A 25,562-nucleotide genomic window follows, 5' to 3' on the forward strand; every position below is an offset into this window, starting at 1 on the left:
TGTTTCTCAATATCAGCGTAATGACCTGGGAGAGAAATGCAAAGTCACGAAAGCGTCAGATTCAAAAGAGTCTGAAACCGATTGTCTTAGCATGTTTCATATTGTTCAGGACTTGTCCTGCTCCTACATTCATTACCTTTTGAGGGCTATACCAAATTCAAGGGGGAAATGAACATGTCAGTTAAATTAACAGCCGAAAAACGCGAGGTACGTCCACGCTCACTCCGTAAACAATTACGTCATGAAGGAAAAGCTCTTGGTGTCGTGTATGGTTACAAAGTGGAAAGTACACCGATCGCATTTGAAGAAAAAGAATTGCTTAAAATCGTTCGAGAAAACGGTGAGAACGTCTTGATTTCACTGAAACTCGACGGTAAAAATATTAACGTCTTGATCAACCGTCGTGATATGGATGTCTTCACACCAACTGTCGATCACGTTGAATTCATCGCCGTTAAAATGGATGAAGAGACAGAAGTCGAAGCAGACGTCGTACTCGTCGGCGAAGCAGCTGGCGCTAAAGTCGGTGGATTCCTGTCACAGACACTCTTTAAAGTAACAGTCGCAGCTACACCAGATAAATTACCAGAGAACGTCGAAGTCGACGTCACGAACCTCGAAATCGGCGATTCGATTTCTGTTGCTGATCTTCCAGAACAAAAAGATTTCCGTATCGTCACAGAAGGCGACATTCAAGTCGCAGCTGTCGTCGAATCAACGCTTGAACAAGAGCTTGAGGAAATCGAAGAAGCAGAAGCTGAGGCACAAGCGGAAGCTGGTGAAGACAACGAAGCGGAAGCTACGGAAGAGTCTTCAGAAGAAGCAAAAGAAGAGAACGAAGACAACAAATAAGTCGTTTGACGATACGCCCTTCGTGGCGTATCGTTTTTTTGTGTCTTGACAATAGACAGAAGATTGCCTAAAGTGAACAGCGTATCACCTATTACCATATCCACTAGGGGAGCCCATTTGGCTGAGACGATTCACTTCGGACCCTTCGAACCTGATCTAGTTCATACTAGCGTAGGAAAGTGGAGCGATCACATCCAATGACTCCTGCTGCGCGCAGTTTTTCTGAGGACCGCTCTCTTTTTTACGGAGGGCGGTCTTTTTTGGCGTCTCCCCCATTCTAAGGAGGACGTACCTAATGCAACACTGGAAAATGAAAGAAATCATGGTCATGATGATGCTCGCCGTCGCTTGCGGGGTCATCTATCTCGGTTGGTCAACACTCTGGTTACCGATGTCTGCGATCTTCGGACCTGTCGGTGCCAACTGGATGTTTGGGATCTGGATCATCGCGAGCCCGCTCGTCGCAGCCATCATTCAAAAACCAGGTGCCGCTCTCATCGCGGAAATCGTCGCGGCAGCCGTCGAGCTGTTCACGGGTAGTCACTTTGGTTTATCGGCTCTTCTCATCGGGGTATGCCAAGGGCTTGGTGCGGAACTCGTCTTTGCGATGACGCGTTATCGCCGTTATGACACATGGACATTGATGTTATCGGGTGTTGGAGCCGCGATTGGTAGCATTGTCTATAGTCTGATCGCGAACGGATTCGGTTACTACACGACGACGACGTTGCTTGCGACAACTGGCTTACAATTGATTAGTGGCGCATTACTGGGCGGCTTGCTTGCAGCGATTCTCGTCCGTCGCCTTGTTGCGACCGGTGTCTTGAACGGGTTTGCGGCAGGACGTGCGAAACGGGAAGTCGCATGATTACTGTCGACGATCTCAGCATCCGCTATCCCGGTCAGATGAAATCGGTGCTCAATCATGTATCGCTATCAATCGAGCAAGGAACGACCCTTCTGCTCGGACGAAGCGGGAGTGGCAAGACGACACTACTTCATGCCTTAGCCGGACTGACACCGAAGACGATCGAAGTCGAACAGACTGGTACCGTTACCCGGTCCGGTTCGGTCGGAGTCTTATTTCAAAATCCAGAAGAACAGTTCTGCATGGAAACGATCGGACGCGAAATCGCTTTTAGTTTAGAAAACCGGTCGATTCCAAGTGCGGAGATGGAGGAACGCATTGAACGCTTACTCGCACTCGTCGGTCTCCCTCTCCCCTTCTCGACACCAATCGCGAATCTATCCGGGGGGATGAAACAGCGCCTCGCGCTCGCCGCGGTCCTAGCGCTCGAGCCGACGATCTTATTACTCGATGAACCAACGGCTCAGATTGACCCGATCGGGCAACACGAGCTGATGGCGTTGATCTTTCGGATTCAGAAAGAACATGATTTAACGATCGTCTTGATCGAACACCAACTCGATGTCTGTTTACCTTACATCGACAAAATCGTCTTACTTGAAGACGGATCGGTGACTGCAACGGCGCATCCGCAGGATTTGTTCCCGCAGGCTTATGAACGCCTTCAAGCGAAAGGGATCGCTGTTCCCTCTCTGTATCCGTATACGTTAGAGACGTTACCCATAGATGGACCACAAGCAGCGCGACTTCACGTGCTTCCCTCAGTCGCTACAGCAGGCACTGCCTTGTTACACGTCGCTGCATTATCGACGAAAGCACCTTATCCGCTGACCGATGCGACATTTTCCCTGAAGACGGGAGAATGGGTGATGCTGCTCGGGGCAAACGGCTCCGGGAAAAGTACGTTGCTTGCAACACTCGGTCGGTTGCTCTCGCATCAAGGAACATATCGGTTCCAGGAACGTCCGGCTCAGCGTTACTCCCGGCGACGCTTTTATGAGCACGTCGGCTATGTCTTTCAACAACCGGATCTGCAGTTTCTCAAACTGACAGTCGAAGCGGAAATCGACTGGAGTCACCGGGCAGCGACGAGTGACGAGCGCACAGCGTTGCTCGAACGGCTGGAACTCGCATCCGTCAAACAGCAATCACCGCTTGCGCTTAGTACGGGGCAACAACGACGACTCAGCGTCGCGACGATGCTCGGGCAGACGAAGGATTTATTGTTGCTCGATGAACCGACGTTCGGACAGGATGGATTGACGACACGGCGGCTCATGGAACAGTTTTTGACGGAACAACAAAACGGAACGACGCTCGTCATGGCAACACACGATATGGAACTCGTCGCCCGATACGCGGATCGTGTCCTCGTCATGGAGCAAGGGCGGATTGCTTTTGACGGGCGTCCGAGCGAGTTATTCGCTGACGTTCCGTTACTCGAACGCTGTCAGCTACAACGTCCACTCTCGTACCAATTCCAGGAGGTGAAGCGCCATGCAGACGAACGCGTCACCGTTCGCTAAACTCAATCCTGTCATCAAGGGGAGCGGATTGTTTTTGATCATGTTTGCCTTAATTGCAACGAACGACTGGGTCAAGACGTTGGTGTTCCTGAGTTTTGCTATCGCGCTGCTACTCCTCTCCGGGTGGGGTCCTCGCGATTTCTTGAAACGACTCGCACCTTACAGTCTATTATTCTTATTGACGTTCTGGATGATGGCAGCCTTCGGTAAAGGAACGAATCCTCTATGGTCGTTTGGTTGGTTTCATGTCACATCGGAAAGTGTCATGCACGGCTGGTTACTTGCCTTACGGATGGCAACGTTCGTCTGCTTAAGTTTCGCTTTCGTCACGACGACCGATGCGACCCGGTTCGTGATGAGCTTGATTCACCAGGCAAAGGTGTCGCCTCGCTTCGCGTATGGGTTCCTTGCCGGGATCCGCTTTCTGCCTCAACTGGTCGAAGAAGTCCGCGTCTTACGGCGAGTCCGAATGATTCGGAACGTGCACAGTCGCTTTCCTGGTGATGCGTTCCTATCAATCGGCTTACCGCTCTTCTCGCGATCGATCCAGCGGGCAGAACGGATGGCAATCGCTTTCGAAGCCCGTCATTTTTCAGCGGAACGGACGTATTACGAGATACCAGTTGTTCAGCGTCAGGACATCGTCTATCTCGTGGTCATCCTCCTGTTTATCAGTCTTGTCTTTTGGCTATGATTACCGCCGCCCGTATCCGGGTACACTCTAGCAAGACAGATTGAAGGAGAACGACATGAAACGAATCCTCTTGATTGGTGCAGGGCACGCTCACCTGCATTGCATTACCCGCGGACCCACAGAAGACGTCGAGTGGCTGATTTTAAATGCCTCGACGTACCAATATTACTCGGGCATGTACTCCGGACTTGCTGACGGAACGTACGATATCGATGAGATCCGTATCGACGTCGCCGCACTGTGTCGCGCCAATGATAAACAGTTCATCGAAGAGACCGTCATCAAAATCGACCCCGATGAAAAGCTAGTCTTCGGTGCATCCGGCAGACGCTACACCTATGACGTCGTCTCGACGAATATTGGCTCTTTCGATTGGGCGGAAGATACGACACGATTATCAATCAAACCGAACTACCGGTTACCGGATACATTAAAGCGTCTGCAACAAGCAAAGTGTCCGGTCGTGATTGGGAGCGGTGTAGCGGCCGTCGAGATGGCAGCGTCCTTGAAAGTGGCGGATGTGCCGATTACACTGATCACGGATCCAGAGTTACTTTCAGGACACCCCGCAGCGGAAGCGATTGCGAGACGCTTACAAGAACTCGATGTATATTGGATTCGAGAACGGCCACTGAACGAGGCGTCTCCTCTCCGCTTTTCACATCATCCACCAATCGAGTCAGATGCGATCATCCGCTTGACAGGTGCGAAAGCTCCAGCATTGTTTGCGGACAGTAAGCTCTATACGGAAGACGGATTTCTACTTGTCAATGAACAGTTGCAAGCGCTCGATCATCCGAGTCTGTTTGCTGCGGGTGACGCAGCGACCCTCGTCGCTTATCCCGATATTCCGAAGAATGGTGTCACAGCTGTCCGGCAAGCACCGATCTTACTGGCAAACCTCTTACGGTACGTCCAGGAAGAGGCACTGCAAACCTATCGTCCGCAAACGAACTATTTGACGATTTTATCGATGGGACCACGTCATGCAGTTTCAATGTATGGCAATCAGTATTCGACTCACCCGTTCGGTTGGTACCTGAAGCGCTGGATCGATCAACGGTTCATGCGGAAGTATCGCCCTTAAAAGCGTGCGCCGGCGCACGCTTTTTTCTGTTCGCAAAAACAAGCCATGGACGGGTGTCCATGGCTTGTTGGATTAGACGGTTTGATTTCCTTTAACGTACGAGAGTAACGTTTCGTTGAACTTCTCTTGTTCATCAAGCAACATACCGTGCCCACTCTCTTCGAAGACTTCAAGTCGTGCATGTGGGATTCCCTTTTGCATTTCTTCCGCGAACTCGAACGGACAAACTTGGTCTTTTTTACCGTGGATGATCAACGTATCGACTTTGATGTTCTCGAGTTTTCCACGTAAGTCTTCATCACGTAATGCGATTGCTGACTGAATCGTACCGTGGGACGAAGCGGCGATGCTAAGACCATGGAACCATTGTTGAAGTGGTTCTGGATGTTCCTTCGCAAAGAAGATTTCCCCGAATCCTTTGAGCATCGACGGACGATCTTGTTTCGTGTCGGCAATCAACGCATCGACTTCTTCTTTCGTCATCCCGTATGGATAACCGTCGCGTTGCGTAAAGACAGGTGCCGCAGCTCCTGCGAGGACAAGTTTACTAACTTTTGAATCCCCGTATTGCAAGAGATAGGACAAGGCGATTCCTCCTCCCATCGAGAAGCCGAGCAACGTGACATTCGTTAATTTCAACTGTTCGATGACTTCATTAATGTCGGACGCCATCGTCTTATAATCGTATCCCGTTGCCGGCGCATCTGATTTGCCATAACCGCGATAATCGATCCCGACGTAACGGTACCCTTCTTCGACGAGCAAATTCTTTTGATACTCGAACATATTGTTGTTTGCCGGCCAGCCGTGTAAAAAGACGACCGGTTGACCCGATCCGACATCCTCGACATAAATTTTCGTGCCATCAACTGCTTGAATGAATGTACCCATCATAAAACCCCCATAAAAATAGATTGACTGTGCATGCATCTATTATTCCCGAGTCAAGAGATATCAAACATCTTAATGTTAAAGCATTATAGAAAATTCTGTCTATTATAGAAATTATGGTAAAATATAGTCACTAGGATAAAGGAGGTTTTTCATGAGACGCTATATACATACGGGTATTCTCGCAGGCGTAGTCTTACTTGCCGGATGCGGTAAAGAACAATACTTAGACCTTACATATGACGCCAATTACTGGGGCGGTATTTCGGCTACCTTTGATGGGCAAGAGATACCGGATCTCCCGAAAAAACAAACGGCTGCTTTGTTGAAGGTTTGTCAGCAAAAACCTGACTTGAAGCGCTTACCTGACCGATACGTGCAACACGAAGGGTTTGACTTATACTTCCTGCCTCCGAATGTCCAAGGGCGTGAATTCCAACACGTTCGTTTCCTATCAGACGAAAAAAAGGACTATCTGGCGTGTCAGCCCATTCGCCACGCAGATTATACGGTCCATCAGATTAAGCGAAGTGATTATCCATTCGTTGATTGGTCAAAACAACCGGTTAAAGCCAAATCGACAGCCGTTCGCTTTAAACCTGTCCCAAAAGAGGTGGCAGATCACCAAAAACAAGAAAATAAAGAAAGTAAGCAATCAAAAGTGCTTGGACGCTATCTCTTCCCGTCCTATCAACTGTCCTTACCACCGGAAGGTCAATTCATTATTTTTGGAGAAGAAGACGGAAAAGAACGCACATTCTTCGAGACGACCGAGTCGCTGAGCGGATCCGAGCTGAATATCTCTTTCCGTCACAGTCCAAAAAACGGGATGCAGTCTGCCACAATTGATCTCACAATAAGTGGAACACGCGATGGAAACTCTTCAGTCATTCAAGAGTATGCGCAAGGGCAATCCTACCAGATTGAACGTAAAGAATTACCTGACGTCCTTTCACCCGGTCAAATGGTTCACTTTGCTACCGTTCAAAAACTAGAAAAAGATAAAGTTGTCCAGGAAACGCCAATCTATATGCGTCTCAATAAGTCATACAAAAAACCTTCAAATTACAAATATGCTTTTATCAATATAAATCAACCTGGTTATGTCGGTTTCATCCATCAATCACCAAAACAGCTTATTGATAGCGATTATAAGTTCGTCTCAGCAATACCGGATAAACTAGCGAAAAAAATCGCTCAGGAATTAAAAGAGACCGACGTCATGGAGCCACAAGGCACAAAACTAAAGCAGAAAAAATTAACGTTGATGCGCGAAGGGAAAAGCCAAATGTTCGAGCTATTCGAACGCAAACGCGCTAAAAAGCTTGAAATCTATGTCGTCAAACCAGGATCAAAGAACGGTGCCAAGCTGTCAGGTACGACCAGTGAAGCACTTAGTGAGGTGCTCAATCAATGAATCGACGTTACTGGATCGGACTAACACTCGGTGCAACGCTAGCATTAAGCGGTTGTCAAAGTGATGCGCCGAATTTTAAATGGGATTACTTATCACAACTATATGATGGAGGACAATTTAGTGATCAAGGTCCAAGAACCTTGTCAGCGAAGGAACGAATCGTCATCCAAAAAACGTGCGCGTCGAAAGCGAGCGATGCACCCGAAGATTACTCTGTCGGCGGCATCTATTCCGTCATGATGGCGAATCCATTCGATGACTATGCAGGTCAAACCGTTCGTTACGTTCAATCCGGAAAGAAGACCTACTTATATTGCGAAACGCCATTAAAAAGTGGATATTATCCGCTAGCAAAGAAAGACGATGTCTTCAAGAAGACAGCTCTGACTACACAACGACAGAACTTTAACATGAAGCCTACTGTATTAAAAAAAGACGATCGGTTCATTCGTAATGAGAAGGTTGCCGATCACTCCGCTCGAACATTAGAGCTCCCAGGTTCAGGTTACCTTGTCATCGACGTGACGGATGTCACGAAAAAAGATTCTCGGACGACGATCTTTACGTACACGCATTCACTCACACCATTTACACGTGACGTCAAACTCTATCTCGTCTACAATCAACAATTCGGTTCGACTTATGACGTGATGGTGCGCTTACCCGAGTTATACGGTGGACGTCATGTGGAACGCCCGATTCATTCGATGAAACAACCGGGCAAGGTCCGGTTCATCCCGGGTGACGGGACACCGGAACATTACGGAACGCTCATCGCAACGGAGAAAAACGGACGCGAATTCCGCTATGAATTATCGATTCGACATACGATGGAACGACCGCCTGAACTTCAAGAGCCGGAACAGACATCAGACGACGTCGTAGCGGATAACTTGGAAGTGACGCTATTCCATCAAGAGCAGTTCCAGCATATCCGTTTTGAAGAAGATGATTTTACTTCGGAAAAAGGCTTCGATTGGGACAATATGATCATGATGACCAGTGATGAATCCGGGAAATTAAAAAAAGCAATCAAAACAAGTGAACAGGCTGACGTACGAGGAAAACGGGCGAAGTGGAAATACTTGACGTTCCGAGATGGAGTGAAAGGACAACAATACGAAGTTTATCTCGATAAGCGTGTCAAAAAGACCGACATTTACTTGAAGGATCCGAAACGTGACGTGTCGATTCACTTATCAGCAACAGGTCGTGACATCATCCTTCCTTTGTTCGAGCAATACGAAAAATGACTCACGCCATGAAGACGAGATGCTGGAGCAAATAAATCAAGGAACACCAGAAGATGAAGGCAATCCCCTCTCGCAACCACTCTTTACGCGTCAACGGTTCACGTAAGAAAGAGACGCAAGCAAACAGCAAGACGAAGAAGTAGAGATAAATGAAGCCACCGCTCGTCAAGAAACCGAAAAGCAGGATCATACCCCCGAGGACGGACAGGCTAGAGACGACAGGTTTACGATATACCATAAGGTGCCACCTCGTTTCATCTAGTTTGTTAGAATATACCCAGATTACGGAAAAACACTCTAATCTATAGTTACAAACAAAACCCCTTGAGAGACTTCCTCCCAAGGGGTTTTGTTTGTTATTCCGTTGCGGCACTGTGATCAGCGACGATCGCATATTCCGTGACGGTATTCGACGTCACGAGCGGTTTGACTTCGGACGTTCCGTTATCCCGCTTATGGTGCACGCCTTTGTACGCTTGACTCTCTTGCCACGCATGGAATGCTGCTTGATTCGACCACGTCGTCATGATCGTGACGATGTCTTCTTCTTCCTGACTGATATCGACGAGGACTTGCATCCGGTGGAACCCTTCCATCCGTTCGATTCCTTTCGTCGTCTTAAAACGCGCTGCGACTTGATCTGCTGCACCTTTGACGACGTGTAACTGGTTCATGACGATCCACATGTTCTTCTCCCCCTTTTTTCGTCTTCAGTATACTAGAAGTCACGGGTCGTAGAAAACACGGATGCGTTATCGCTTGGTAACGTCAAGCGTTGGATTGTCTCTTTTCCGTCTACGCTCGTCGCGATCATCTCGAAGTAGAGCGAATGCGGGAACGCATCCGGTAACGGTTGAACGGTATGGAAACGTTCCTGATCTGCTACAGACAATGAGCGCTGCATTGGACGTAGTGGTGCCTCCCCATCAGCCGTCGTCTTATACGGCTCGAACCGGATCGATTTCATTTGCTTCGAACCATTCATGCCGTAGGCGACAAGGTATCGCCCTTCGTCCGTGGTCAACAAGCGACCTTCGAACCAATCCGTCTCCATCGTCTGTTTCGAGCGAATGATTCGATCAATCCGCTCGGATTCGTCGGTTTGGTGGATGAGCAGAAACAAGCGGTCGTGGTTCGCTTCAAGATACGCGACGGCATAATGCTCAGACAAACGTTCGACGAAGTAGACGTCACGCGCTTCAATCGGCGTGTTCGTCATCTGTGTGTATAACGTCGTGACCGTTTGCGCCGTGAATGAAGTCGTCTCTTGACGCTGGGACATCCCCGTCAGCGTTCCGAGTACGAGACCGAACAATAAGATGAGAAAAAGACGCCGTTTCATCGGTCGACCTGTTTGACAAGCAAATGATAGCTCATCCCTGGTGGATAGTCATCGATTCGTCCGACTTCGACGAATCCCTGTCGTTCATAAAACGGAAGCGCTTGAAATGAGAACGTCTCGACGCGGATTCGCTGAACACCCGACGCTCGTGCCCATTCCTCCAGTTGACGGAATAACTGAGTACCGAGCCCACTTCCCCGTTCCTCTTCGACGACGAAGAACCATTCAATATGTAACCAACCCCAATACGCTTCCCCTGAGATGCCGCCGATCGGTTGATCGTCACGCGTCGCAAGTAATGTAACGGCTTGTGTTCCCTCGGAGGGTTTCATCGCATGAAATGGTGAACGCTCGACATTGTGTTGACGCACTTGTTGTCGAATCCAGTCTTGTCCGTCTTCATTTTCATTAAGTTGAAATTGCAACATGTTCAGACTCCTTTCTTGCTATAGTAGTAGTGGAGGTGAATACGATGGAACCCACATTCCAGATTGATTGTACGAAGTGTTTTGGTTTATGTTGTACCGCACTCGCTTTTTCGAAATCTAGTGATTTCGGTCATGATAAACCGGAAGCAACACCGTGTCGTAATCTTGACGCGGATTACAGCTGTCGCATCCATGACCGGTTACGCGATAGCGGCTACAAAGGCTGTACCGTCTATGATTGTTTCGGTGCCGGACAGCATCTGTCACAGCGGACATTCGAAGGCGATGATGCACCTAAGCGACGCCAAGCGATCTATGCTACCTTCCCGAAGATGGTTCATTTGTTTGAAATGATGTGGTACATAACCGACGGGAAAAGGGATGTCACGCGTGACATCCACGATCAACTCGATGAGACGCTTGCCGCACTGACTCGGTACGCGGCATTACCAGCCGATCAATTTGAACGACTTGACTTGATACCGGTTCGTCAAACCGTCCGACCACTCCTTGAAATGATTGCATCGCGTGTTCAAGCTCAGTATAGCGGAAGACGCGACCAGACACCACGCGACTGGGTCGGAAAACAGCTACAAGGACGTAATTTCTCAGGTGCCAGTGTTCAGAATCAGTGGTTGCTCGCGACAAACTTGTCGCGTAGTAACCTGCGCGGAGTCAACTTTCTTGGGGCTGACTTGCGAGACTGTAACGTCAAGGACGCCGATCTGACGGATGCGATCTTTTTGACACAGGCACAAATCAATGCGGCAATCGGTAATGCCGCGACACAGTTACCCCGTCGCTTACTCCGTCCGTCCCATTGGCGTTAAACAAAAGTGAACGAGAAGAGGCACGTTTTCGATTGACCACCGAAAGCGTGCCTCCTTTTGCTTGTTATCGTTTCCCGAGCGTAAAGCCGTCAAAATAACGCCCGCCGAATGGTGCAAGATAATCATCGACTAATGCGATCACTTCTCGTCGGTCATCTGATTGATAATACGACTCAAATGCCATTGTGTGTCGACTGGCATAATCTTCGTCAAACTCCGCAAGAGCACGAATCGCCCACTTCCCTTGTCCGATATAGCGACGATTGGCGCGAAGGACGAACTCGATGCTCTGTTCATATAAACGTGACGCAGTCGCTAAACCTTCCGCGCGGTTCGTCACACTCTCGAAATCGTCGAGCATATCACTTAAAAAATAACGTGCGCGCTCTTGTTCCGAATTCGTCCACGCAACAGGTCCGTCCGCCAATTGTTGAGCCGCTTCTTGACGGATAGATGCAAGTCGCGGATGATCCTCGATCGTCCAACTGTCAGCAATCATTCGTTGCAGGGACGGGCGACCACGTTCCCGATCACTCTCGAAAAACGACTGAATCGTCTCAAAGGAATGGACGAATGCTTCGACCGGGACACCGTCATGGATGAACGACTCCCGGTACGCCTGACCTCGACTTGCTTCAAAAATGATCACATCGACATCTGATTGTGCGGTCGCTTGCCCTCGCGTATGGCTGCCGGCAAGTAAAACAGCACAGTGATTCGGGTACCGTGACGCAACGAGCGGCATGATCCAGTCGCACCACTCCATGCGTGTCCACTCAGTCTTCAACTTGTTCACCGATTCCGGAGAAGACGGCCAGTTCGTCACCCGGTACGGCAACGATCGTCGCGTCGGCTCGGTGTGGTGCGAGACCGATATCGATCGCCCACGATTCATAATATGTATCCGATCCGTTCAAGACGAGCGTTTGTCCGTTGCTAAACGTTAGGAATAAGTGCGGTGCCGTCTTTCCGATCCGGACACCGGTGATGCGTTCCGCGTGAAGCGAGACGATCAAGTGTAACATCTCTTCCTTCGTCGCATGGCGGACGACCCAGTCCTGTGTCGTCTCGACATCGCCATAAAACAGACGATCCGTCTCGATCCGAAGTCGTAGTTCAGGCGCAGTCGTATCGAACAAATTGATGAATTCGAGCGTGACGTAGCCTGCGACATGGACCGTCGCTAATTGTGTACCGATGAAATAGGTCGTCAAGAGCTGACGGGCGAGTTGATGATCTTCTTTGTTCATGATGAGCACCTCATTTAAAAAGAATGAATGGTATCGGGATGAGTCCGAGAAACTTACTTCCACTCAATTTACCACAAATTAGTCGATACGAACATGAGAAGAAAGGCATGTTTTCGGTTTTCTGCGGCACGGAGGTGAGAATACGGTATACTGATGAGGAACTGACGTCGATCGTGATCGACAGAGAGGAGCTCCATTCATGCAATATTTCTACATGAGACCCTATCCGGATGATCCAGACTGTTCTACGCAACAAGAGGAAGCCGACAAGATTGATGTGACGACACGTGTCATCGAGACGCATGATTCGGCCAAACGACGGACGGAATTAGAACAGATGCTCGAGACCCTTCAGACGGGAGACGAAGTCATCGTCACGCATCTCTACATCTTAGCAGACTCGACGCGGCACTTGATCGAGATGCTCGAGCACATGGAGACACGCGGTGCGACGCTGTGGTCACTCCGCGAACAGATTCGGACGAGCGAGCGTGCCTCCTTGTCGTTTCTTGAAACGGCACGCCACCTGGTCCAGCTGCAAAGTGACGTCATCAGCATGTCGACACGTGCCGGACTCTCAAAAGCAAAAGAACAAGGAAAGCAGACCGGTCGACCGCGGAAGCCGGATGAAAATGTCCGCCGCGCGATCGCGATGTATCAAAGTAAAAACTATTCACTCGCTGATATCCGCGAACAGACCGGTATTAGTAAAAGTACGTTGTACCGATATCTCGAAAGCGAGACAATCGATGCAACGGATAAAGGCTGACTCCATCATGGAATCAGCCTTTTTTTCAGCTATTTTGCTTTAAGGTGTTGCCGAGCCATTTTTGGAGGGCTTTTCCGCCTTCATAGAACGAGCTGTCTCGTAATTCATACGTATGACCACCTTGTTCAATCAAGTCGAGGAACGTATTCCCGACATCCCGGTTTTCCCATTTCCGCTGATCCGTCAAATACTTGAAACCGAAGTTACATTCGACGTTGAAGATGATGTGGAAGGGTTCCTTGAACGATTGGACGGCACGAATCATCTCGATCAAGATCATCCGTTTCGGTGATGACGCTTCGAACGTATCGAACAGTGTCGTCCGGCGTCCGTGAAACTCGATGACGCGGATTGCGCGACCGGTATCCGCTTTAAAATCATAACTCGTCCGAATCGAGACGATGATCTCGCGTTGGTCTGGTTGTACTGGCATGGTGTATCGCTTCCTTTCTCTCGGTCGATTATAGCATGGACCTGCTTGAATTTAATAGATATCAACGACTCGGTCTCAAGAAGGATTGTCGTAACCCAAAATTTGTCTTATACTAAAATTACCAAATACATAAAGGAGCGTTTTCGTGAAACATCTATTTTCGATACTCCTCTCGGCGAGTCTTTTGTTCACGGGTTGCTACTGCACCCTCGACGAACGGACGGACGAGCCACACTTCAAATCGCGTGCCCGCTCCATCTCCTCGTACCATACCTTCGACATCGAATATGCGAAAGGGCTACGGAAGGAGCAAGTCTCGAACCGAACAGTCACCGTGACGGATTCGAACGGTGAGCGGATGCAAACGGAGATTGAAGTCCTTGACGGCAAAGAGATCCGAATCAAACCGCCGCGCACTGGATACAAAAAAGGACGTCGCTACATCATCCACATTCGGGATTCGATCGACGCCCGCAAACAAGTCCATACGAATACGATTCGGGAACGAACCTTCACTGTCGACCGCTGACAGACAAGGTTCGTTTTTCATTTGGATCGAGCCGGAAAGACCGTATAACTCATTGAGATGACCCCATCGATCACGAGGACGAGTCCCCACAATTGTAACGTCCGTAAGAGACTCTCCGTCTGCTCAGCATCTCCCAGCCACAAAATCATCGCACCGAGTAACGTCCCACCAATCAAAAATGCCAGCACGTGCCGATAGAACCCGTTTCGCTCTTTACGTGCCTTTGAAATTCGCTCCCGTGATACTTGTTCTCGCAGGATGAACCGGCGATACATCCCGTCCGCCCAGGCAATCATCTGTTTCCCGAAGGCGAGTGAGACGCCGATATAGATCGCAGCAAGTCCGTGCGCGATCGTCGCTGTGCTGCCGCGACTTAAGTCAAACACCGTTAAGACCAGTAAGACAATATCAATGACCGGTGACATCGCCATCAATCGAAAACCAAGCTTCTCTCGCCTGAATCCATAACGCACGATCAGTCCGGCGACAATGAATACCCAAAATAGAATCTCACAACAGACGATTGCCCACGCGACGAGTTGCATATCAATCCTCTCCTTTTTTAATACGACTGTATCATAAAGATAACACCTCTTTCATCGCTTGACTAGTCTTTTTAATACATTCGTGCTAAAAAAGATGATATACTTGAGACATGCCAAAACAAGTCAATCACGAAGAACGCAAACGCCTCATCGCCGAAGCGACGTGGCGCACGATTTCTCAAGTCGGTATTGAACAAGCCAGTGTCCGGACGATCGCCAAGGAAGCGGGACTCTCACTGGGTGCCTTACGGTATTACTTCACGACCCAGGACGAGTTGCTCCGCTTCTCGATGGACCTCGTCCAAGAACGGGTCCAAGCACGCATCACAACCATTTTCGAGAAAGGAGGAACCCCGGAAGAAACGTTATGTGACGTCTTACTTGAGGTCTTACCTTATGCACCCGAGCATCAGCTCGAGATGCAGGTCTGGTTTCAATTCATGATGTCCGCGTATACATCGCAAGCGGCGGAAAATCCGGATGATATCTACCATATGGTTCAAGTACTGTTGACACAGATTCCGGACGGTACACTCCGAGCAGGTTTAGACATTGAGCTTGAGAGTGAACGGCTCGCAGCACTCGTTGACGGGTTAGCCTTTCATGCTCTGTTTCGACCAGAACGATTACCAAAAGAACGCCTGCGTCATGTGCTCGTCCATCACTTGAACGCCCTCTTCGTCCGTCCTTTAGCGATCGACGACAAATAACCCGCTGTTCCCTTTGCGCGCGAGGGAAACAGCGGGTTTTTCATCGTCTTGCTTCTACGAGAATCAACGATAAGGAGCGAATCAAGAAGAACGTCAAAAACGCTGCCCAGACGCCCTGATTTCCAAAAGTCGGTGTCAGCAGGAGGACGACCGCAAAACCAATTCCTGCTTGAATCATCGAATTTCGGACGGGTGTTGCTTCAACCCGTCCGGCAAAGATGCCTTCATAAATCATCGCCCAACCGGCGAGAAGCGGTAGGATGATGATCCAGAAGTAATAATCGCGCGCTGCGTCTAAGATCGCCTCTTCTGAAGTGAACAACTGAAGGAGCGGTGTCTCAAGGAAGAGGAGCACCAGTGACCAGAAGACGACCGAGTAGAATCCGAACGTCCGTGCCAAACGGACACTCGTCCGGTATCCTGCCTGATCCTGATTCCCTCTCGCCCGACCGACGAGAACGGTTGACGCATGACCGAGTCCACCGAACCAGTACGAAATCAAATACTGGATTTGTAGCAGAATCGCGTTGGCTGCGAGGACATCCGGTCCGAATTGTCCTCCAGCACGTGTGAACCAGCCGGTAACGAGTAGAAGGAAAATCGTGCGAATGAACAAGTCACGATTGACTTGAAAGAATTGACGGTACGCGTGCCACGCCGTCAAGGCACGCCATTCATCACGCGTCATCGCTAAATGACCACGGATTAGGTACAGAGCACAGACGACGATGCTGATCTCCGCGATGACGGTCGCAACCGCAATTCCAGCAACACCGGCATCCAATCCGTAGACGAATCCGATATCGAGAACGACATTGACTCCTGTACTGAACAATTGGACGAACAAAGCGTGCTTGACCTGACCGGTACCAATCAACCAGCCGAGTAACGCATAACCCATCAACACGAACGGTGCGCCGATCATCCGGTATGAGATATACGTCTTGACCGCATCAAGCAAGTCAACGGGTGGTGCCAGTAAGTACAGTCCGATTTGCTCGAGCGGCTGTCGAAACAACAGGATAAGTAGACCGATACAGGCTGCTAGAAACAACGGTCGGTAGAGGGACGTCCGTAAGGCATGTATGTCATTCGCCCCGCTTGCTTGGGCACTGAATCCTGTCGTACTAACTTTTAAGAAACCGAACAACCAGTAGATCGTATTGAAGAAGACGGCTCCGACGGCGATGCCGCCGATCGCCCGCGGATCACCGGATTGACCGATGACGACGGTATCGGTCACACCAAGCAAGGGTGTCGCAATACTTGAGAGAATCAGCGGATACGCGAGTAACCAGTACGTTTTGTGGGTCGGTTGTGCGTTCACCATGTTCCGGCCTCGACGAATCGTTGGGTATACGCGCTACCTGATTCCAATCGATCAATCAAATCAACAGCACGACCGTCACGTAAGACGAGTGTTTCCGAACAGAGACGCCGGATGAAGTCGATATCGTGCGAGATCAATACGAGACTGACACCAAGTGTCTGTTGCAAGCGTTCTAGTAGTTCGATGATCTGTGCGCGGGAGACGACATCAAGCCCCGTCGTCGGCTCATCCATCACAATGATGTCGGGTTCAATCGAAATCGCGCGGGCAATCGCGGCACGCTGAATTTGTCCCCCGCTCAATTGATGGGGCAATCGATCGAATAATTGTTCCTCGACCCCGACAGCAAACGCGAGAGCTGTAATAAGATCCACTTCTGACGTCGCTGGGAAATGCTGCAAAATCGGACGATGCTGACGAAACGGTTCAAGAATCGATTCCCGCACCGTCCATTCTGGATTAAAGGAAGCGAGAGGATGTTGAAAGACGGCTTGAATAGCTCGTCGCTCGTTTCGTTGCCCACTCGGAAATACCTTTCCATGTAAGGAAATCAAACCATGTGTAGGTTTAAGCAGACCGAGGATCAATCGTCCGAGTGTCGTCTTGCCACTCCCACTTTCCCCGATGATACCAAGTGACGCCTTTTTCGTTACGTGAAACGAGATATTCGACAAGAGGGACTGATCCTTTATCTGATAAGTAAGATCTGTTACGGATAAGACTGGTGACATGAACTCTTCCTTTCTTCCAGTGATGTACGATGCGCTTGCATCAAGCTCATCGTGAACGGATGACGACTTTGCTCGATCATCTGTGGTGTTCCCGTCTCGACGATTCGTCCATCCTGCATTAAGACGAGTTGCTCCCCATAATGTAAGGCAGGTCCTAATTCGTGGGTGACGAACAAAATCGTTGCCCCGTACTAGTGTTGGTATTCGGTCAACCAGTCGAGTAAACGACGTGTCAACACGGGATCGAGCGCCGTCGTTAATTCATCCGCTAAAATCAACCGTGGTTTTAAGGCAACGGCAAACAGGATCGCAAACCGTTGCAATTGCCCACCGCTCAACTCTCCTGGATATCGGTCCAACCAGGTCGGGTCCAACTCAAGCGTTCGCAAGACGTCATCGATGTAAGGATGATCCATCTTTCGTCCATGTGCGCGATATGTATCCCGTAACATCTGACGCATCGTCAAAAATGGAAGAAACGCATCGGTATACTGCTGTGGTATGTAACCAATATCGAGACCACGCCGAAGAGGTTCGTCCGAGATGACTTCTCCGCTCGACGACATCCTGTCCGGCAATCGATCCAGTAATCGTTTAAGCAAGAGCGTCTTACCGCTCCCGCTCGCTCCGACGAGACAAATGAATTGGTGAGCTGGTAGCGATAGATTCACGTCATGCAGAAGGACGTGTTTCGCCCGAACGTGTAAGCTCCGAATCTGAATCATTTACGTGTCCTCCTTTTTTCTTCATCCACCGCGTCCATCCCATCGTCGCGACGACGGTCAAGACGATGCACGCACCTGGCAAAAGCATGAGCCGGGGTGCCGAACTGAAATAAGGACGTCCTTCGTTCAACATCGCTCCCCACTCTGGCAGTGGTGCTTGGACACCAAGCCCGATATAAGAGAACGCCGATAAGAATAAGATGACTTTGCCGACATCCAAACTCATTAACACGACGACTTGCCGAATGATAGTCGGAAGGATGTGGCGTTGTAAGATCATCCTGTCTGTTAACCCGTTGATGCGTGCCATGCTGATGTATGGCTTTTGCATCGTCTCGGTCACAAGTGTCTCACTTAATCGCGCGTAGGAAATCCATTTGATGAGTAAAATCGCAAAGATCAAACTTTGAGGACTGGCACCAAATAATCCAGCGATGACGAGTGCTAGAACCGTGTCCGGGAAAATCACGAGACCATCTTCTAATCGATGAATCAAGCGCTTAAGACGTCCATCATAAAAACCGGCTAGACAACCAAGACAGGTACCGATGCAGGCTGTGAGCAACACCGTAAGTAGACTGAAACCTAAGGATATCAAACCAGCTAAAAAAAGACGAGCTGCGAAATCTCGTCCTAAACCGTCTGTTCCGAGCCAATGTTCGAATGAAGCAGGCTCAAGTCTTTTCGCTACGCTTGTATTAAATGGATTAACATATACGGTATATGAAATAAATAGTAGGAGACATCCCCCGAAAATAAACCATCTTTTTTTCATGTATGTGTTCCCTTCTGCCAATCTGGTCGTAACGCCCGGTTTAGCGACCGGATACCTTGATGCAAGACAAGAATGATGCCTGTCGTCAGCAAGATGTAGCCTTGGATCAGTGGGTAATCGCGTTGCAAAATCGCATCGACCATTAATTTTCCGACACCTGGATACGCGAACAGAACTTCGAGGACGACGACACCCCCGGCAAGACTGCCGAGCGTCAGACCGAACACAGACAGGACCGGTGGCAAACTGCCGCGTAACGCATAACGCCAAAGGATCGTCCGCTCGGATATCCCACGCATCCGTGCCAACTCGATGTACGGTTGGTTCAGTTCACGGCGTAGATTCAGTCGAATCAATGGAATATAAACGCTCGCAAGTGGAAAGCCGAGCGATAGAGCCGGGAGGACGAGTGACGTCATCCCTTCCCGTCCCATCACAGGTAACCACCCGGACGGACGGCAAACAGATCGACGAGCAACAGACCGATCCAAAAGCCAGGCACGGCCGCTCCGCTCATGCTGACAAGGTGGGCGAGACGGACGACGCTTTGGCGCGTCGTCAAGGCGCTCCCGATCCCAAGGGGTAAGGCGATCAATAAGGCGATGGTAAGGCCGCCAAGTGCCAGCTCCGCTGTCACGAGATAACTCTCTAACAACATCTCGATGACCGGTCGCCCCGTCTGTAACGAGTTTCCGAGACGTAAGGTGAGTATGTCTTGCAGCCAACGGACGTACTGGACGAGCAACGGCTGATCGTATCCTAATTCACGGCGCGCGGCCTCGATTTGTTCGGGCGTTGCTGATAATTCATCGATATTCAATAACGTCAAGACCGGATCACCCGGCAGTAACAGTAACAAGACAAAACAACTGAACGTGATGAGTAGAGTGAATAGACTCAGCGATAGCAGTCGTTTGACGATCGAACGCATCAATCGGTCACCTGCAACGTGTTCGTGATCATGTAGTATTCACTCTTTTCCGTTTTCCATCCTTTGACGCGTTTGCTGTCATAGGCGACGAGTGTTGAAGGATGGAGCAAGAAGCTATTGTAGCGTTTCTCATCGACATATCGCGCGATCTGCTCCACAAGCCGTGATCGCTCCTCGATCTGAATCGTTTTATTCAACGTCTCGATCTGTTTCGTCAACTTCGGATCCGCGACACGACTGAAGTTCAGTCCTCCGTTCGGATGATAGGTCGCGTTCAAATAATATCCAGCATCTCCACGCGGAGCTGTCAGATTGCTGTACGTCGCGATATCCCAGTCCCGGTTACTCGCCATGTATTCTTCTGGGACATCGATTTGTTTAATCGTGATCGCGACACCAATCTTTTTCACGTCATCTTGAATGACTTGAGCAATCAACGGCAGGTCTGGTCGAGCCGCATACGTCAATAACGTCAGTTTTAAAGGACGACCGTCCTTTTGCATCCGTCCGTTTTGTTTTGTATATCTGGCTTGTTTGAGCCATTCCTCAGGCGTCTTCTGCTCTTGTTGCGGATAGTTCGGAGCAAATGGGAATGACGATAGGAACGGACCACGTGATGGCACCGCATATCCTTGGAGGACGTGATCGACGAGTTGCTTTCGATTGATCAAAGCATCCATTGCCTGTCGGACTTCAAGCGATTGCATCGGACCGTTCGCAACATTCATTGTCAACTGATGAACACGGAACGTATCCGTCGCTTGGACTGTTAATCCTTCAGACTTCAACTGCTTGACACTCTCGATTTCCGGTCGATAGACGATGTCCGCTTGTCCGGCACGCAAAGCGTTCGTCCGTGCGCCAGCATCTTCGTTGAAGACAAAATCAACGGAATCAAGTTTCGCTTGTTCTTGCCAATAGGACTTGAAACGTTTTAACTCGACTTTTGTTCCCGGAGCGAACCGCTCGACTTGGAACGGACCTGTTCCCATCGGTTCCTTCGTCACCCCACTCGCTTTCGTGTCGATGATTGCTGTGTTCGGATTGACGAGTTCCGAGATGAACTCTGGATATGTCGTCTTCGTTTGAATGAGCAGATCGGGTCCGTCCGTTTTGATCGTCTCGATATTCAAGGCATTCTTGACACCTGGATTTTCGTCGATTGAGCGTTCGAGAGACGATTTGACGGCTGCCGCATCAAGTTGTTTCCCATTATGGAACGTCACGTCTTCCTGTAAGACGATCCGCCATGTTCGCTTTCCTTCGTAGGACCATTTTTTCGCAAGCCACGGCTCGACCGTCAATCGTTCGTCATCAAGACGGACGAGCGTCTCCGTCACCCCTGCGCGAAGCGGAACATAACTGCTGTCGCGATGCGGATCGAGCGATTGTGTCGCGAAGTTATAGACGAACGTCAAGTGGTTTTGCTCTTGTGGCGTATCAGAAGCAGTACAACCGGCAAGTGTCAAACCGAGGAAGACACTACCGATGAGGCTCGCAGTTTTATATGTAGACATTGTTCTCCACCTTTAATTCGGAATAATTACGTTTTACATCATATCGTAACGATTCCGATTTAACAAGCGTCTTTTCTATTTCTCTATATTGAATTCGCCATCAAAAAAATACCGAATCAACTACAAGCGAACAGCTCGTGTGATCCGGTATCGATGTGTGTCATAAGACATGGACGAATTGTTTTGCCTGACGCTCGAGTTGTTTCGCTGAATCAGCCAATTGATCGAACTCACTGACCGTATGCTCGAGTTGACCCGTACTGTCCTTGACCTTAGACGAAATGCGCTCGATGCTGTGCGAAACATCTTCAATCCGCTCAACGATCCCTTCAATGTTGTTCTTGATCTCCCCGATTGAGTGGGACACTTTGTTCGACAGGTTTCGGACTTCGGTCGCGACGACATCGAACCCGCGCCCATGTTCACCAGCACGTGCCGCCTCGATCGCCGCATTCAAAGCGAGTAGATTCGTCTGCGCCGCAATATCACGGATCGTCTTGACGATGTCGGTGATCGAATTCGCATCCTTCCGTAAGGCAACAAGGCTCGACAGATTCTCGACGGACTCCGCCTCGACTTGTTGGACGGTCGCCAGCACGTTCAGACCGTCCTGACGACCACTCTCCGATTTGACCGTCAAGAACGCGGATGTCTCGTTGAGTTCAGCTGCCATCCGTAAGACGTCCTGTTGGCGAATCGTAATGTCCGATGCAATTTTCGAGACACCGACGACCCGGCGCCCGTCATCCGAATAGATCGGCATATACGTCGCTTCGAGCCATTTCTGTTGCCCATCGGCAGCCCGGCGTTCAATCTTGTCCTGATACGTAATTCCTTGCATCAATTTGCGCCAAAACAACTCATAATCCGGACTGTTGACGTACGCTGGAAAGCAAAGATCACGGTGGTATTTACCGATTAGCTCTTCCACTTCATACCCCATCGTCCGGGCAAACAACTCGTTGACATATGCGACTTTCCGTCGATCGTCAAAGCGGATGATTGCCAGATTTTGCTCGATTGCTCGAATGACTTGTGTGTCGGTGACGTGTGCTGCTTGTTCCTGCATCGACATGCCGATTCCTCCCTGGATTCAAACTCAAGGTCATAATGCTCTTATTGTCATATTATCCCTTATATCGACAGGTTCCTGCCATTTTAAACTGTAATCTAGTACATAAGATGCGATTTTTAATACGCACTCCATCCACCATCGGCGACGACGATCGCCCCGTTAACAAAACTTGCCTCGTCAGACACGAGGAACAATGCCAATTTTGCGATCTCATCCGGCTGACCGGTACGTGGATTGAGTCCCATGCCAAGCATCGCGCGGTCCATCCCGAATTCATTCAGGTTCGTCATCGATTGTCCGATGTTCGTCTCGACGGCTCCAGGTGCGATCCCGTTACAGCGGATTCCCTCTCCGGCGTAAAAGAAGGCGGTATTCTTCGTCAGACCAATGACGGCATGTTTGGAAGCGGTATAGGCTGCTCCTGCCCGGGCACCGTTCAGACCACCGATCGAGATGTTATTCAAAATGACACCACCTTTTACTTCCTTGAAATGCTTGACCGCTTCGCGCATCAGACGCATCGTTCCCGTCGTATTGACGGCGAGAACGTGATCCCAGCGTTCATCGGAGATGTCTTCCACTCCCTCCATTCCGTCCATGATCCCAGCATTGTTGACGAGAACGTCCAGTTTGCCGTAAGCCTCAAGCGCTTGTTGGACGAGTTCTGTTGCTGCGTTAGGTTTGGCGACATCACTCGCAACAGCGATCGCTTCTCCACTCGCTTCCTTGATGGCAGAGACAACCCGTTCAACGGTTTCCAATCGAATGTCGGCTGCGACGATCCGTGCGCCTTCTTGTGCAAACAATTTGGCCATGGCTTCACCCATTCCTGAGCCAGCTCCCGTGACGATGATCGTTTTACCTGTTAGTCGCATCATGAATCATCCTTTCGTTTATCGTGATACTAATCTATTCCCGAAAAAGGCTCTAGTTTAGTCAAACGTCGTGTCGATTCCATGAAAAAAGACCCGACAAGTTCGTCGGATCTTTTGACTTCCTTATTGCAGTTCGCGGCTCTTTTCTTCTTGTTCGTTGTTCGATTTATTTTTTGCTTCAAATTCAGCGCGTGTCATGACGTCCTCGACGTGCATGTTGACTTCGACGACTTCAAGTCCTGTCATGTCGCTGATTGATTTTTTAATTTTTGCGACCGTCTCTTGGAAGATCGACGGAATGTTTTTACCGTATTCGACGATGACTTTCAAATCGAGTGCGACTTGGCGTTCGCCGACTTCAGCACCGATTCCTTTCGTGATGTCTTCCGAACTCCGGAGACGATCCGTCAGTCCACTCATGAATCCACCACTCATTGACAAGATGCCTGTCACTTCATTCGACGCGATCCCTGCGATTTTTTTGATGACTTGATCTTCGAACGTCAATTTATTCTCGCGTACCACTTCGTTTTCAGTTGTTGTGTTTACTTCGTTTGCCATTTGAAATCTCTCCTTTTGAATGTGTAGTTAGATATATATGAATCAGTCCCGTTGAAAGAACTGAATCCACCCTTCGATATCGAGCGCACCATCGCGCCACTTCCCAATCAAGAATCCGATCGCTGCAAAGGCAACGATGAGAATTGTCGGACCAAAGCCAATCGTCAAGAATAAGATGGCGAGGATTAGACCGACAAGTCCTCCGATCAGTCGGAACCGATACGGGTAAAGTGCTTCCCTTGTCTTCATGTTCCCTCTCCTCTCTTAGACGACACGTTCCGATGTTTTTGTTTTCGTGTCACTGATTGTGACCTTCGTACTCGTGACCGGCAACTCGAGTAAGGATTCGACGGCTTGTTTAGCGCGTTCTTGGATATCCTTCGCGATCGTCGGCAGTCCCTCTTGTCCGAAAACTGAGCAGTCGACTTTTAAAGCAACCGTCTCTTTTTTCGAATGGATATCGGCATGGACACGCGGTGTCCGTACGCCACCAACCCCACGAATCGACTCCAGTGCCGTCCGTTCGATCGTTTCCTTCGAAATCGTGATCGTTCCGTCACCCGTTTGAATCAACAGACGTTGACCTTTCGAGCGGCTGAATAATCCTGTGAATAATAGAATGACGAATACGAATGCTAAAAATCCTCCGATGGATAGAACGGTATAGCTATACCATTGCTGATCCTGCCACTGCTCAATCAATGAACTGAGCCGTGGAACATCATACACACCGAGCACAAGCAGCCCGACACTGACGAGTCCGAGTATGCCTATGATGACGAGTAAGAATCGATTGAACCCATTCATCTGCACCTCTCCTTTACGATTGTTAACTTCTTTCACCTAGGTGATTCAACACATGAACTATTATGTGTATGGTGTGTTTATTCCCGTTCATTCGAACCCGAAACATTTACATACACTTTTGTTAAAATGTTCATATATTCTGATTATTCAGACTATAATTAACGATACAAGTGGATTATTTACTATATTTAGCGAAAAAAGACCTCTTTCAACTAAAAAGAGGTCAACAATCTAATTCATTTATCATTTCCCGTATACTTCGTCAATATGTTTTTTGAAAATGATCATTCTACTTCAATCGGAATGGCAAAATAACCGTTTCCTTCTTCCCACGCTGCTCTAATCTGATAGACATATTTTCCACGGGTCGTTGGCAAAGTGATATTTTCTACGTCCTGAAACGTTTTAAGCTTTTTTCCATTTGCAACGGACCATAACTCAACGGCAACAGTTTTTGGATGCGGACCATTTCGAAAAAGAATTGACATCTGTTCTTCCGGTGCAACGCGTTCACTTTGTTTCTTTTTTACTTGTTCAACGGGTCCAACCTTTGCATCAGCTGTCTCTCCTAAAAAAAGTCCCGACCACGTATACGTTCCTAAGTACACCTTTGCTTCACGATTTTCAATCGTCACGTCAGGTGCTGGTGGTTGATGGCGGAAAGGATCCAGCGAGAAGAGTAACCCTAAACTAATCAGCACTATACCAATAAACGTTTGTTGTTTCACGAGGCAACCTCCTACAAAATGTTTTTAAATCAATAAAAGCGGCAATACCTCTCAAGGAGTACGTTATTCAAAAGGAGGAGTTC

At 49.2% G+C, this 25,562-nt stretch carries 34 protein-coding genes and 1 riboswitch; of the genes, 11 read left to right on the forward strand and 23 right to left on the reverse strand.

The annotated features are described in order from the left end of the window. Positions 1-174 precede the first annotated feature (174 nt). The 5 genes from KNQ09_RS04815 (at position 175) to KNQ09_RS04835 (ending at position 5,027) form a co-directional block, all read left to right on the forward strand. Entirely contained in the window at positions 175-852 is a 678-nt protein-coding gene (locus tag KNQ09_RS04815; protein ID WP_023468341.1) for a 50S ribosomal protein L25/general stress protein Ctc, read from the forward strand. Between the two features lie 95 nt (positions 853-947). After that, positions 948-1,047: riboswitch (TPP riboswitch) on the forward strand. 100 nt (positions 1,048-1,147) lie between these two features. Next, positions 1,148-1,720, forward strand: coding sequence for an ECF transporter S component (locus tag KNQ09_RS04820; protein ID WP_047390306.1), 573 nt, complete (start codon positions 1,148-1,150; stop codon positions 1,718-1,720). Beyond that, positions 1,717-3,246 carry an ABC transporter ATP-binding protein gene (locus KNQ09_RS04825; RefSeq protein WP_251138093.1) on the forward strand — a complete coding sequence of 510 codons (1,530 nt, stop codon included), beginning with the start codon at positions 1,717-1,719 and terminating at the stop codon, positions 3,244-3,246. The genes KNQ09_RS04820 and KNQ09_RS04825 overlap by 4 nt, the downstream gene beginning before the upstream one ends. Beyond that, positions 3,218-3,940: an energy-coupling factor transporter transmembrane component T family protein gene (locus KNQ09_RS04830; RefSeq protein ID WP_214857644.1), complete on the forward strand. Its 723-nt coding sequence runs from the start codon at positions 3,218-3,220 to the stop codon at positions 3,938-3,940. Before KNQ09_RS04825 ends, KNQ09_RS04830 begins: the two co-directional genes overlap by 29 nt. A gap of 55 nt (positions 3,941-3,995) precedes the next feature. Next, a complete protein-coding gene (locus tag KNQ09_RS04835; protein ID WP_214857645.1) occupies positions 3,996-5,027 on the forward strand; it encodes an NAD(P)/FAD-dependent oxidoreductase in 1,032 nt (343 codons plus the stop codon). A gap of 72 nt (positions 5,028-5,099) precedes the next feature. On the opposite strand, the gene KNQ09_RS04840 is transcribed toward KNQ09_RS04835, so the two are convergent. Next, complete coding sequence (locus tag KNQ09_RS04840; protein ID WP_064299866.1) at positions 5,100-5,918, reverse strand: alpha/beta fold hydrolase; 819 nt, start codon at positions 5,916-5,918, stop codon at positions 5,100-5,102. Positions 5,919-6,072: 154 nt separating this feature from the next. Between KNQ09_RS04840 and KNQ09_RS04845 the strand changes: the two genes are divergently transcribed. Beyond that, entirely contained in the window at positions 6,073-7,335 is a 1,263-nt protein-coding gene (locus KNQ09_RS04845; protein WP_214857646.1) for a hypothetical protein, read from the forward strand. Then, complete coding sequence (locus KNQ09_RS04850) at positions 7,332-8,588, forward strand: hypothetical protein (protein ID WP_214857647.1); 1,257 nt, start codon at positions 7,332-7,334, stop codon at positions 8,586-8,588. The genes KNQ09_RS04845 and KNQ09_RS04850 overlap by 4 nt, the downstream gene beginning before the upstream one ends. A 1-nt stretch (position 8,589) precedes the next feature. Here the strand turns inward: KNQ09_RS04850 and KNQ09_RS04855 are convergent, their stop codons facing one another. From KNQ09_RS04855 to KNQ09_RS04870, 4 genes are all read right to left on the reverse strand, one after another. Then, positions 8,590-8,826, reverse strand: coding sequence for a hypothetical protein (locus tag KNQ09_RS04855; RefSeq protein WP_029341740.1), 237 nt, complete (start codon positions 8,824-8,826; stop codon positions 8,590-8,592). 118 nt (positions 8,827-8,944) lie between these two features. Beyond that, the gene (locus KNQ09_RS04860) at positions 8,945-9,274 is read right to left on the reverse strand and encodes an antibiotic biosynthesis monooxygenase (protein ID WP_035407890.1); all 330 of its coding nucleotides are present in this window, start codon (positions 9,272-9,274) and stop codon (positions 8,945-8,947) included. Positions 9,275-9,306: 32 nt separating this feature from the next. Beyond that, complete coding sequence (locus KNQ09_RS04865; RefSeq protein ID WP_214857648.1) at positions 9,307-9,930, reverse strand: hypothetical protein; 624 nt, start codon at positions 9,928-9,930, stop codon at positions 9,307-9,309. Then, positions 9,927-10,358, reverse strand: coding sequence for a GNAT family N-acetyltransferase (locus KNQ09_RS04870; protein WP_214857649.1), 432 nt, complete (start codon positions 10,356-10,358; stop codon positions 9,927-9,929). Before KNQ09_RS04870 ends, KNQ09_RS04865 begins: the two co-directional genes overlap by 4 nt. 44 nt (positions 10,359-10,402) lie before the next feature. Between KNQ09_RS04870 and KNQ09_RS04875 the strand changes: the two genes are divergently transcribed. Continuing rightward, the gene (locus tag KNQ09_RS04875; RefSeq protein ID WP_214857650.1) at positions 10,403-11,188 is read left to right on the forward strand and encodes a pentapeptide repeat-containing protein; all 786 of its coding nucleotides are present in this window, start codon (positions 10,403-10,405) and stop codon (positions 11,186-11,188) included. A 64-nt stretch (positions 11,189-11,252) separates the two neighbouring features. On the opposite strand, the gene KNQ09_RS04880 is transcribed toward KNQ09_RS04875, so the two are convergent. Both KNQ09_RS04880 and KNQ09_RS04885 read right to left on the reverse strand, forming a co-directional pair. After that, on the reverse strand, positions 11,253-12,083 hold the full coding sequence (locus tag KNQ09_RS04880; RefSeq protein ID WP_251138094.1) for a nucleotidyltransferase domain-containing protein: 831 nt from the start codon (positions 12,081-12,083) through the stop codon (positions 11,253-11,255). Further along, positions 11,965-12,438 (reverse strand): hypothetical protein, encoded by a 474-nt coding sequence (locus KNQ09_RS04885; protein ID WP_029341746.1) that lies wholly within the window; start codon positions 12,436-12,438, stop codon positions 11,965-11,967. The genes KNQ09_RS04880 and KNQ09_RS04885 overlap by 119 nt, the downstream gene beginning before the upstream one ends. Before the next feature lie 199 nt (positions 12,439-12,637). Between KNQ09_RS04885 and KNQ09_RS04890 the strand changes: the two genes are divergently transcribed. After that, on the forward strand, positions 12,638-13,207 hold the full coding sequence (locus KNQ09_RS04890) for a recombinase family protein (RefSeq protein ID WP_064299856.1): 570 nt from the start codon (positions 12,638-12,640) through the stop codon (positions 13,205-13,207). Between the two features lie 25 nt (positions 13,208-13,232). Here KNQ09_RS04890 and KNQ09_RS04895 read toward each other — a convergent pair whose 3' ends face one another. Beyond that, on the reverse strand, positions 13,233-13,640 hold the full coding sequence (locus KNQ09_RS04895; RefSeq protein ID WP_023468357.1) for a hypothetical protein: 408 nt from the start codon (positions 13,638-13,640) through the stop codon (positions 13,233-13,235). Positions 13,641-13,785: 145 nt separating this feature from the next. Here KNQ09_RS04895 and KNQ09_RS04900 point away from each other — a divergent pair, with 145 nt between their 5' ends. Beyond that, entirely contained in the window at positions 13,786-14,169 is a 384-nt protein-coding gene (locus KNQ09_RS04900) for a hypothetical protein (RefSeq protein ID WP_023468358.1), read from the forward strand. Between the two features lie 17 nt (positions 14,170-14,186). On the opposite strand, the gene KNQ09_RS04905 is transcribed toward KNQ09_RS04900, so the two are convergent. Then, positions 14,187-14,714: a hypothetical protein gene (locus KNQ09_RS04905; protein ID WP_058703384.1), complete on the reverse strand. Its 528-nt coding sequence runs from the start codon at positions 14,712-14,714 to the stop codon at positions 14,187-14,189. A gap of 110 nt (positions 14,715-14,824) precedes the next feature. On the opposite strand from KNQ09_RS04905, the gene KNQ09_RS04910 reads away from it, so the two are divergent. Beyond that, a complete protein-coding gene (locus KNQ09_RS04910) occupies positions 14,825-15,424 on the forward strand; it encodes a TetR/AcrR family transcriptional regulator (RefSeq protein WP_064299855.1) in 600 nt (199 codons plus the stop codon). 40 nt (positions 15,425-15,464) lie between these two features. Here KNQ09_RS04910 and KNQ09_RS04915 read toward each other — a convergent pair whose 3' ends face one another. The 14 genes from KNQ09_RS04915 to KNQ09_RS04980 all read right to left on the reverse strand — a co-directional run bounded on the left by KNQ09_RS04915 (position 15,465) and on the right by KNQ09_RS04980 (position 25,479). Beyond that, entirely contained in the window at positions 15,465-16,754 is a 1,290-nt protein-coding gene (locus KNQ09_RS04915; RefSeq protein WP_214857651.1) for an MATE family efflux transporter, read from the reverse strand. Next, positions 16,748-17,485: an ABC transporter ATP-binding protein gene (locus tag KNQ09_RS04920; RefSeq protein WP_214857653.1), complete on the reverse strand. Its 738-nt coding sequence runs from the start codon at positions 17,483-17,485 to the stop codon at positions 16,748-16,750. Before KNQ09_RS04920 ends, KNQ09_RS04915 begins: the two co-directional genes overlap by 7 nt. Next, entirely contained in the window at positions 17,464-17,661 is a 198-nt protein-coding gene (locus tag KNQ09_RS04925) for a hypothetical protein (RefSeq protein ID WP_214857655.1), read from the reverse strand. Before KNQ09_RS04925 ends, KNQ09_RS04920 begins: the two co-directional genes overlap by 22 nt. A gap of 15 nt (positions 17,662-17,676) precedes the next feature. Next, positions 17,677-18,210: an ATP-binding cassette domain-containing protein gene (locus KNQ09_RS04930; RefSeq protein ID WP_214857657.1), complete on the reverse strand. Its 534-nt coding sequence runs from the start codon at positions 18,208-18,210 to the stop codon at positions 17,677-17,679. Beyond that, entirely contained in the window at positions 18,158-18,808 is a 651-nt protein-coding gene (locus KNQ09_RS04935) for an ABC transporter permease (RefSeq protein ID WP_214857659.1), read from the reverse strand. The genes KNQ09_RS04930 and KNQ09_RS04935 overlap by 53 nt, the downstream gene beginning before the upstream one ends. A 173-nt stretch (positions 18,809-18,981) precedes the next feature. Further along, the gene (locus tag KNQ09_RS04940; RefSeq protein WP_251138162.1) at positions 18,982-19,419 is read right to left on the reverse strand and encodes an ABC transporter permease; all 438 of its coding nucleotides are present in this window, start codon (positions 19,417-19,419) and stop codon (positions 18,982-18,984) included. Continuing rightward, a complete protein-coding gene (locus KNQ09_RS04945) occupies positions 19,419-19,916 on the reverse strand; it encodes an ABC transporter permease (RefSeq protein ID WP_214857663.1) in 498 nt (165 codons plus the stop codon). Before KNQ09_RS04945 ends, KNQ09_RS04940 begins: the two co-directional genes overlap by 1 nt. Further along, the gene (nikA, locus tag KNQ09_RS04950; RefSeq protein ID WP_214857665.1) at positions 19,916-21,433 is read right to left on the reverse strand and encodes a nickel ABC transporter substrate-binding protein; all 1,518 of its coding nucleotides are present in this window, start codon (positions 21,431-21,433) and stop codon (positions 19,916-19,918) included. Before nikA ends, KNQ09_RS04945 begins: the two co-directional genes overlap by 1 nt. Positions 21,434-21,593: 160 nt before the next feature. Then, positions 21,594-22,508 carry a methyl-accepting chemotaxis protein gene (locus tag KNQ09_RS04955; protein WP_251133484.1) on the reverse strand — a complete coding sequence of 305 codons (915 nt, stop codon included), beginning with the start codon at positions 22,506-22,508 and terminating at the stop codon, positions 21,594-21,596. A gap of 116 nt (positions 22,509-22,624) precedes the next feature. Further along, the gene (locus KNQ09_RS04960) at positions 22,625-23,383 is read right to left on the reverse strand and encodes an SDR family oxidoreductase (RefSeq protein ID WP_214858575.1); all 759 of its coding nucleotides are present in this window, start codon (positions 23,381-23,383) and stop codon (positions 22,625-22,627) included. 123 nt (positions 23,384-23,506) lie between these two features. Further along, positions 23,507-23,944: an Asp23/Gls24 family envelope stress response protein gene (locus KNQ09_RS04965; RefSeq protein ID WP_023468370.1), complete on the reverse strand. Its 438-nt coding sequence runs from the start codon at positions 23,942-23,944 to the stop codon at positions 23,507-23,509. Positions 23,945-23,986: 42 nt separating this feature from the next. After that, positions 23,987-24,193 (reverse strand): DUF2273 domain-containing protein, encoded by a 207-nt coding sequence (locus tag KNQ09_RS04970; protein WP_035397250.1) that lies wholly within the window; start codon positions 24,191-24,193, stop codon positions 23,987-23,989. Between the two features lie 15 nt (positions 24,194-24,208). Next, positions 24,209-24,751 carry an alkaline shock response membrane anchor protein AmaP gene (amaP, locus tag KNQ09_RS04975; RefSeq protein ID WP_064299846.1) on the reverse strand — a complete coding sequence of 181 codons (543 nt, stop codon included), beginning with the start codon at positions 24,749-24,751 and terminating at the stop codon, positions 24,209-24,211. 284 nt (positions 24,752-25,035) lie between these two features. Beyond that, positions 25,036-25,479, reverse strand: coding sequence for a hypothetical protein (locus KNQ09_RS04980; protein ID WP_214857667.1), 444 nt, complete (start codon positions 25,477-25,479; stop codon positions 25,036-25,038). Positions 25,480-25,562 lie beyond the last annotated feature (83 nt).

Origin of the sequence: Exiguobacterium sp. s191, from assembly GCF_018618955.1 — a bacterium.
Classification (GTDB): domain Bacteria; phylum Bacillota; class Bacilli; order Exiguobacteriales; family Exiguobacteriaceae; genus Exiguobacterium_A; species Exiguobacterium_A abrahamii.

Excerpts from the sequence above, each read along its gene's own strand:
- KNQ09_RS04815 (WP_023468341.1), top strand. The coding sequence starts at position 175 with ATGTCAGTTAAATTAACAGCCGAAAAACGCGAGGTACGTCCACGCTCA.
- KNQ09_RS04820 (WP_047390306.1), top strand. The coding sequence starts at position 1,148 with ATGCAACACTGGAAAATGAAAGAAATCATGGTCATGATGATGCTCGCC.
- KNQ09_RS04825 (WP_251138093.1), top strand. The coding sequence starts at position 1,717 with ATGATTACTGTCGACGATCTCAGCATCCGCTATCCCGGTCAGATGAAA.
- KNQ09_RS04830 (WP_214857644.1), top strand. The coding sequence starts at position 3,218 with ATGCAGACGAACGCGTCACCGTTCGCTAAACTCAATCCTGTCATCAAG.
- KNQ09_RS04835 (WP_214857645.1), top strand. The coding sequence starts at position 3,996 with ATGAAACGAATCCTCTTGATTGGTGCAGGGCACGCTCACCTGCATTGC.
- KNQ09_RS04840 (WP_064299866.1), bottom strand. The coding sequence starts at position 5,918 with ATGGGTACATTCATTCAAGCAGTTGATGGCACGAAAATTTATGTCGAG.
- KNQ09_RS04845 (WP_214857646.1), top strand. The coding sequence starts at position 6,073 with ATGAGACGCTATATACATACGGGTATTCTCGCAGGCGTAGTCTTACTT.
- KNQ09_RS04850 (WP_214857647.1), top strand. The coding sequence starts at position 7,332 with ATGAATCGACGTTACTGGATCGGACTAACACTCGGTGCAACGCTAGCA.
- KNQ09_RS04855 (WP_029341740.1), bottom strand. The coding sequence starts at position 8,826 with ATGGTATATCGTAAACCTGTCGTCTCTAGCCTGTCCGTCCTCGGGGGT.
- KNQ09_RS04860 (WP_035407890.1), bottom strand. The coding sequence starts at position 9,274 with ATGTGGATCGTCATGAACCAGTTACACGTCGTCAAAGGTGCAGCAGAT.
- KNQ09_RS04865 (WP_214857648.1), bottom strand. The coding sequence starts at position 9,930 with ATGAAACGGCGTCTTTTTCTCATCTTATTGTTCGGTCTCGTACTCGGA.
- KNQ09_RS04870 (WP_214857649.1), bottom strand. The coding sequence starts at position 10,358 with ATGTTGCAATTTCAACTTAATGAAAATGAAGACGGACAAGACTGGATT.
- KNQ09_RS04875 (WP_214857650.1), top strand. The coding sequence starts at position 10,403 with ATGGAACCCACATTCCAGATTGATTGTACGAAGTGTTTTGGTTTATGT.
- KNQ09_RS04880 (WP_251138094.1), bottom strand. The coding sequence starts at position 12,083 with ATGAATCGTGGGCGATCGATATCGGTCTCGCACCACACCGAGCCGACG.
- KNQ09_RS04885 (WP_029341746.1), bottom strand. The coding sequence starts at position 12,438 with ATGAACAAAGAAGATCATCAACTCGCCCGTCAGCTCTTGACGACCTAT.
- KNQ09_RS04890 (WP_064299856.1), top strand. The coding sequence starts at position 12,638 with ATGCAATATTTCTACATGAGACCCTATCCGGATGATCCAGACTGTTCT.
- KNQ09_RS04895 (WP_023468357.1), bottom strand. The coding sequence starts at position 13,640 with ATGCCAGTACAACCAGACCAACGCGAGATCATCGTCTCGATTCGGACG.
- KNQ09_RS04905 (WP_058703384.1), bottom strand. The coding sequence starts at position 14,714 with ATGCAACTCGTCGCGTGGGCAATCGTCTGTTGTGAGATTCTATTTTGG.
- KNQ09_RS04910 (WP_064299855.1), top strand. The coding sequence starts at position 14,825 with ATGCCAAAACAAGTCAATCACGAAGAACGCAAACGCCTCATCGCCGAA.
- KNQ09_RS04915 (WP_214857651.1), bottom strand. The coding sequence starts at position 16,754 with ATGGTGAACGCACAACCGACCCACAAAACGTACTGGTTACTCGCGTAT.
- KNQ09_RS04920 (WP_214857653.1), bottom strand. The coding sequence starts at position 17,485 with ATGTCACCAGTCTTATCCGTAACAGATCTTACTTATCAGATAAAGGAT.
- KNQ09_RS04930 (WP_214857657.1), bottom strand. The coding sequence starts at position 18,210 with ATGATTCAGATTCGGAGCTTACACGTTCGGGCGAAACACGTCCTTCTG.
- KNQ09_RS04940 (WP_251138162.1), bottom strand. The coding sequence starts at position 19,419 with ATGGGACGGGAAGGGATGACGTCACTCGTCCTCCCGGCTCTATCGCTC.
- KNQ09_RS04945 (WP_214857663.1), bottom strand. The coding sequence starts at position 19,916 with ATGCGTTCGATCGTCAAACGACTGCTATCGCTGAGTCTATTCACTCTA.
- nikA (WP_214857665.1), bottom strand. The coding sequence starts at position 21,433 with ATGTCTACATATAAAACTGCGAGCCTCATCGGTAGTGTCTTCCTCGGT.
- KNQ09_RS04955 (WP_251133484.1), bottom strand. The coding sequence starts at position 22,508 with ATGTCGATGCAGGAACAAGCAGCACACGTCACCGACACACAAGTCATT.
- KNQ09_RS04960 (WP_214858575.1), bottom strand. The coding sequence starts at position 23,383 with ATGCGACTAACAGGTAAAACGATCATCGTCACGGGAGCTGGCTCAGGA.
- KNQ09_RS04965 (WP_023468370.1), bottom strand. The coding sequence starts at position 23,944 with ATGGCAAACGAAGTAAACACAACAACTGAAAACGAAGTGGTACGCGAG.
- KNQ09_RS04970 (WP_035397250.1), bottom strand. The coding sequence starts at position 24,193 with ATGAAGACAAGGGAAGCACTTTACCCGTATCGGTTCCGACTGATCGGA.
- amaP (WP_064299846.1), bottom strand. The coding sequence starts at position 24,751 with ATGAATGGGTTCAATCGATTCTTACTCGTCATCATAGGCATACTCGGA.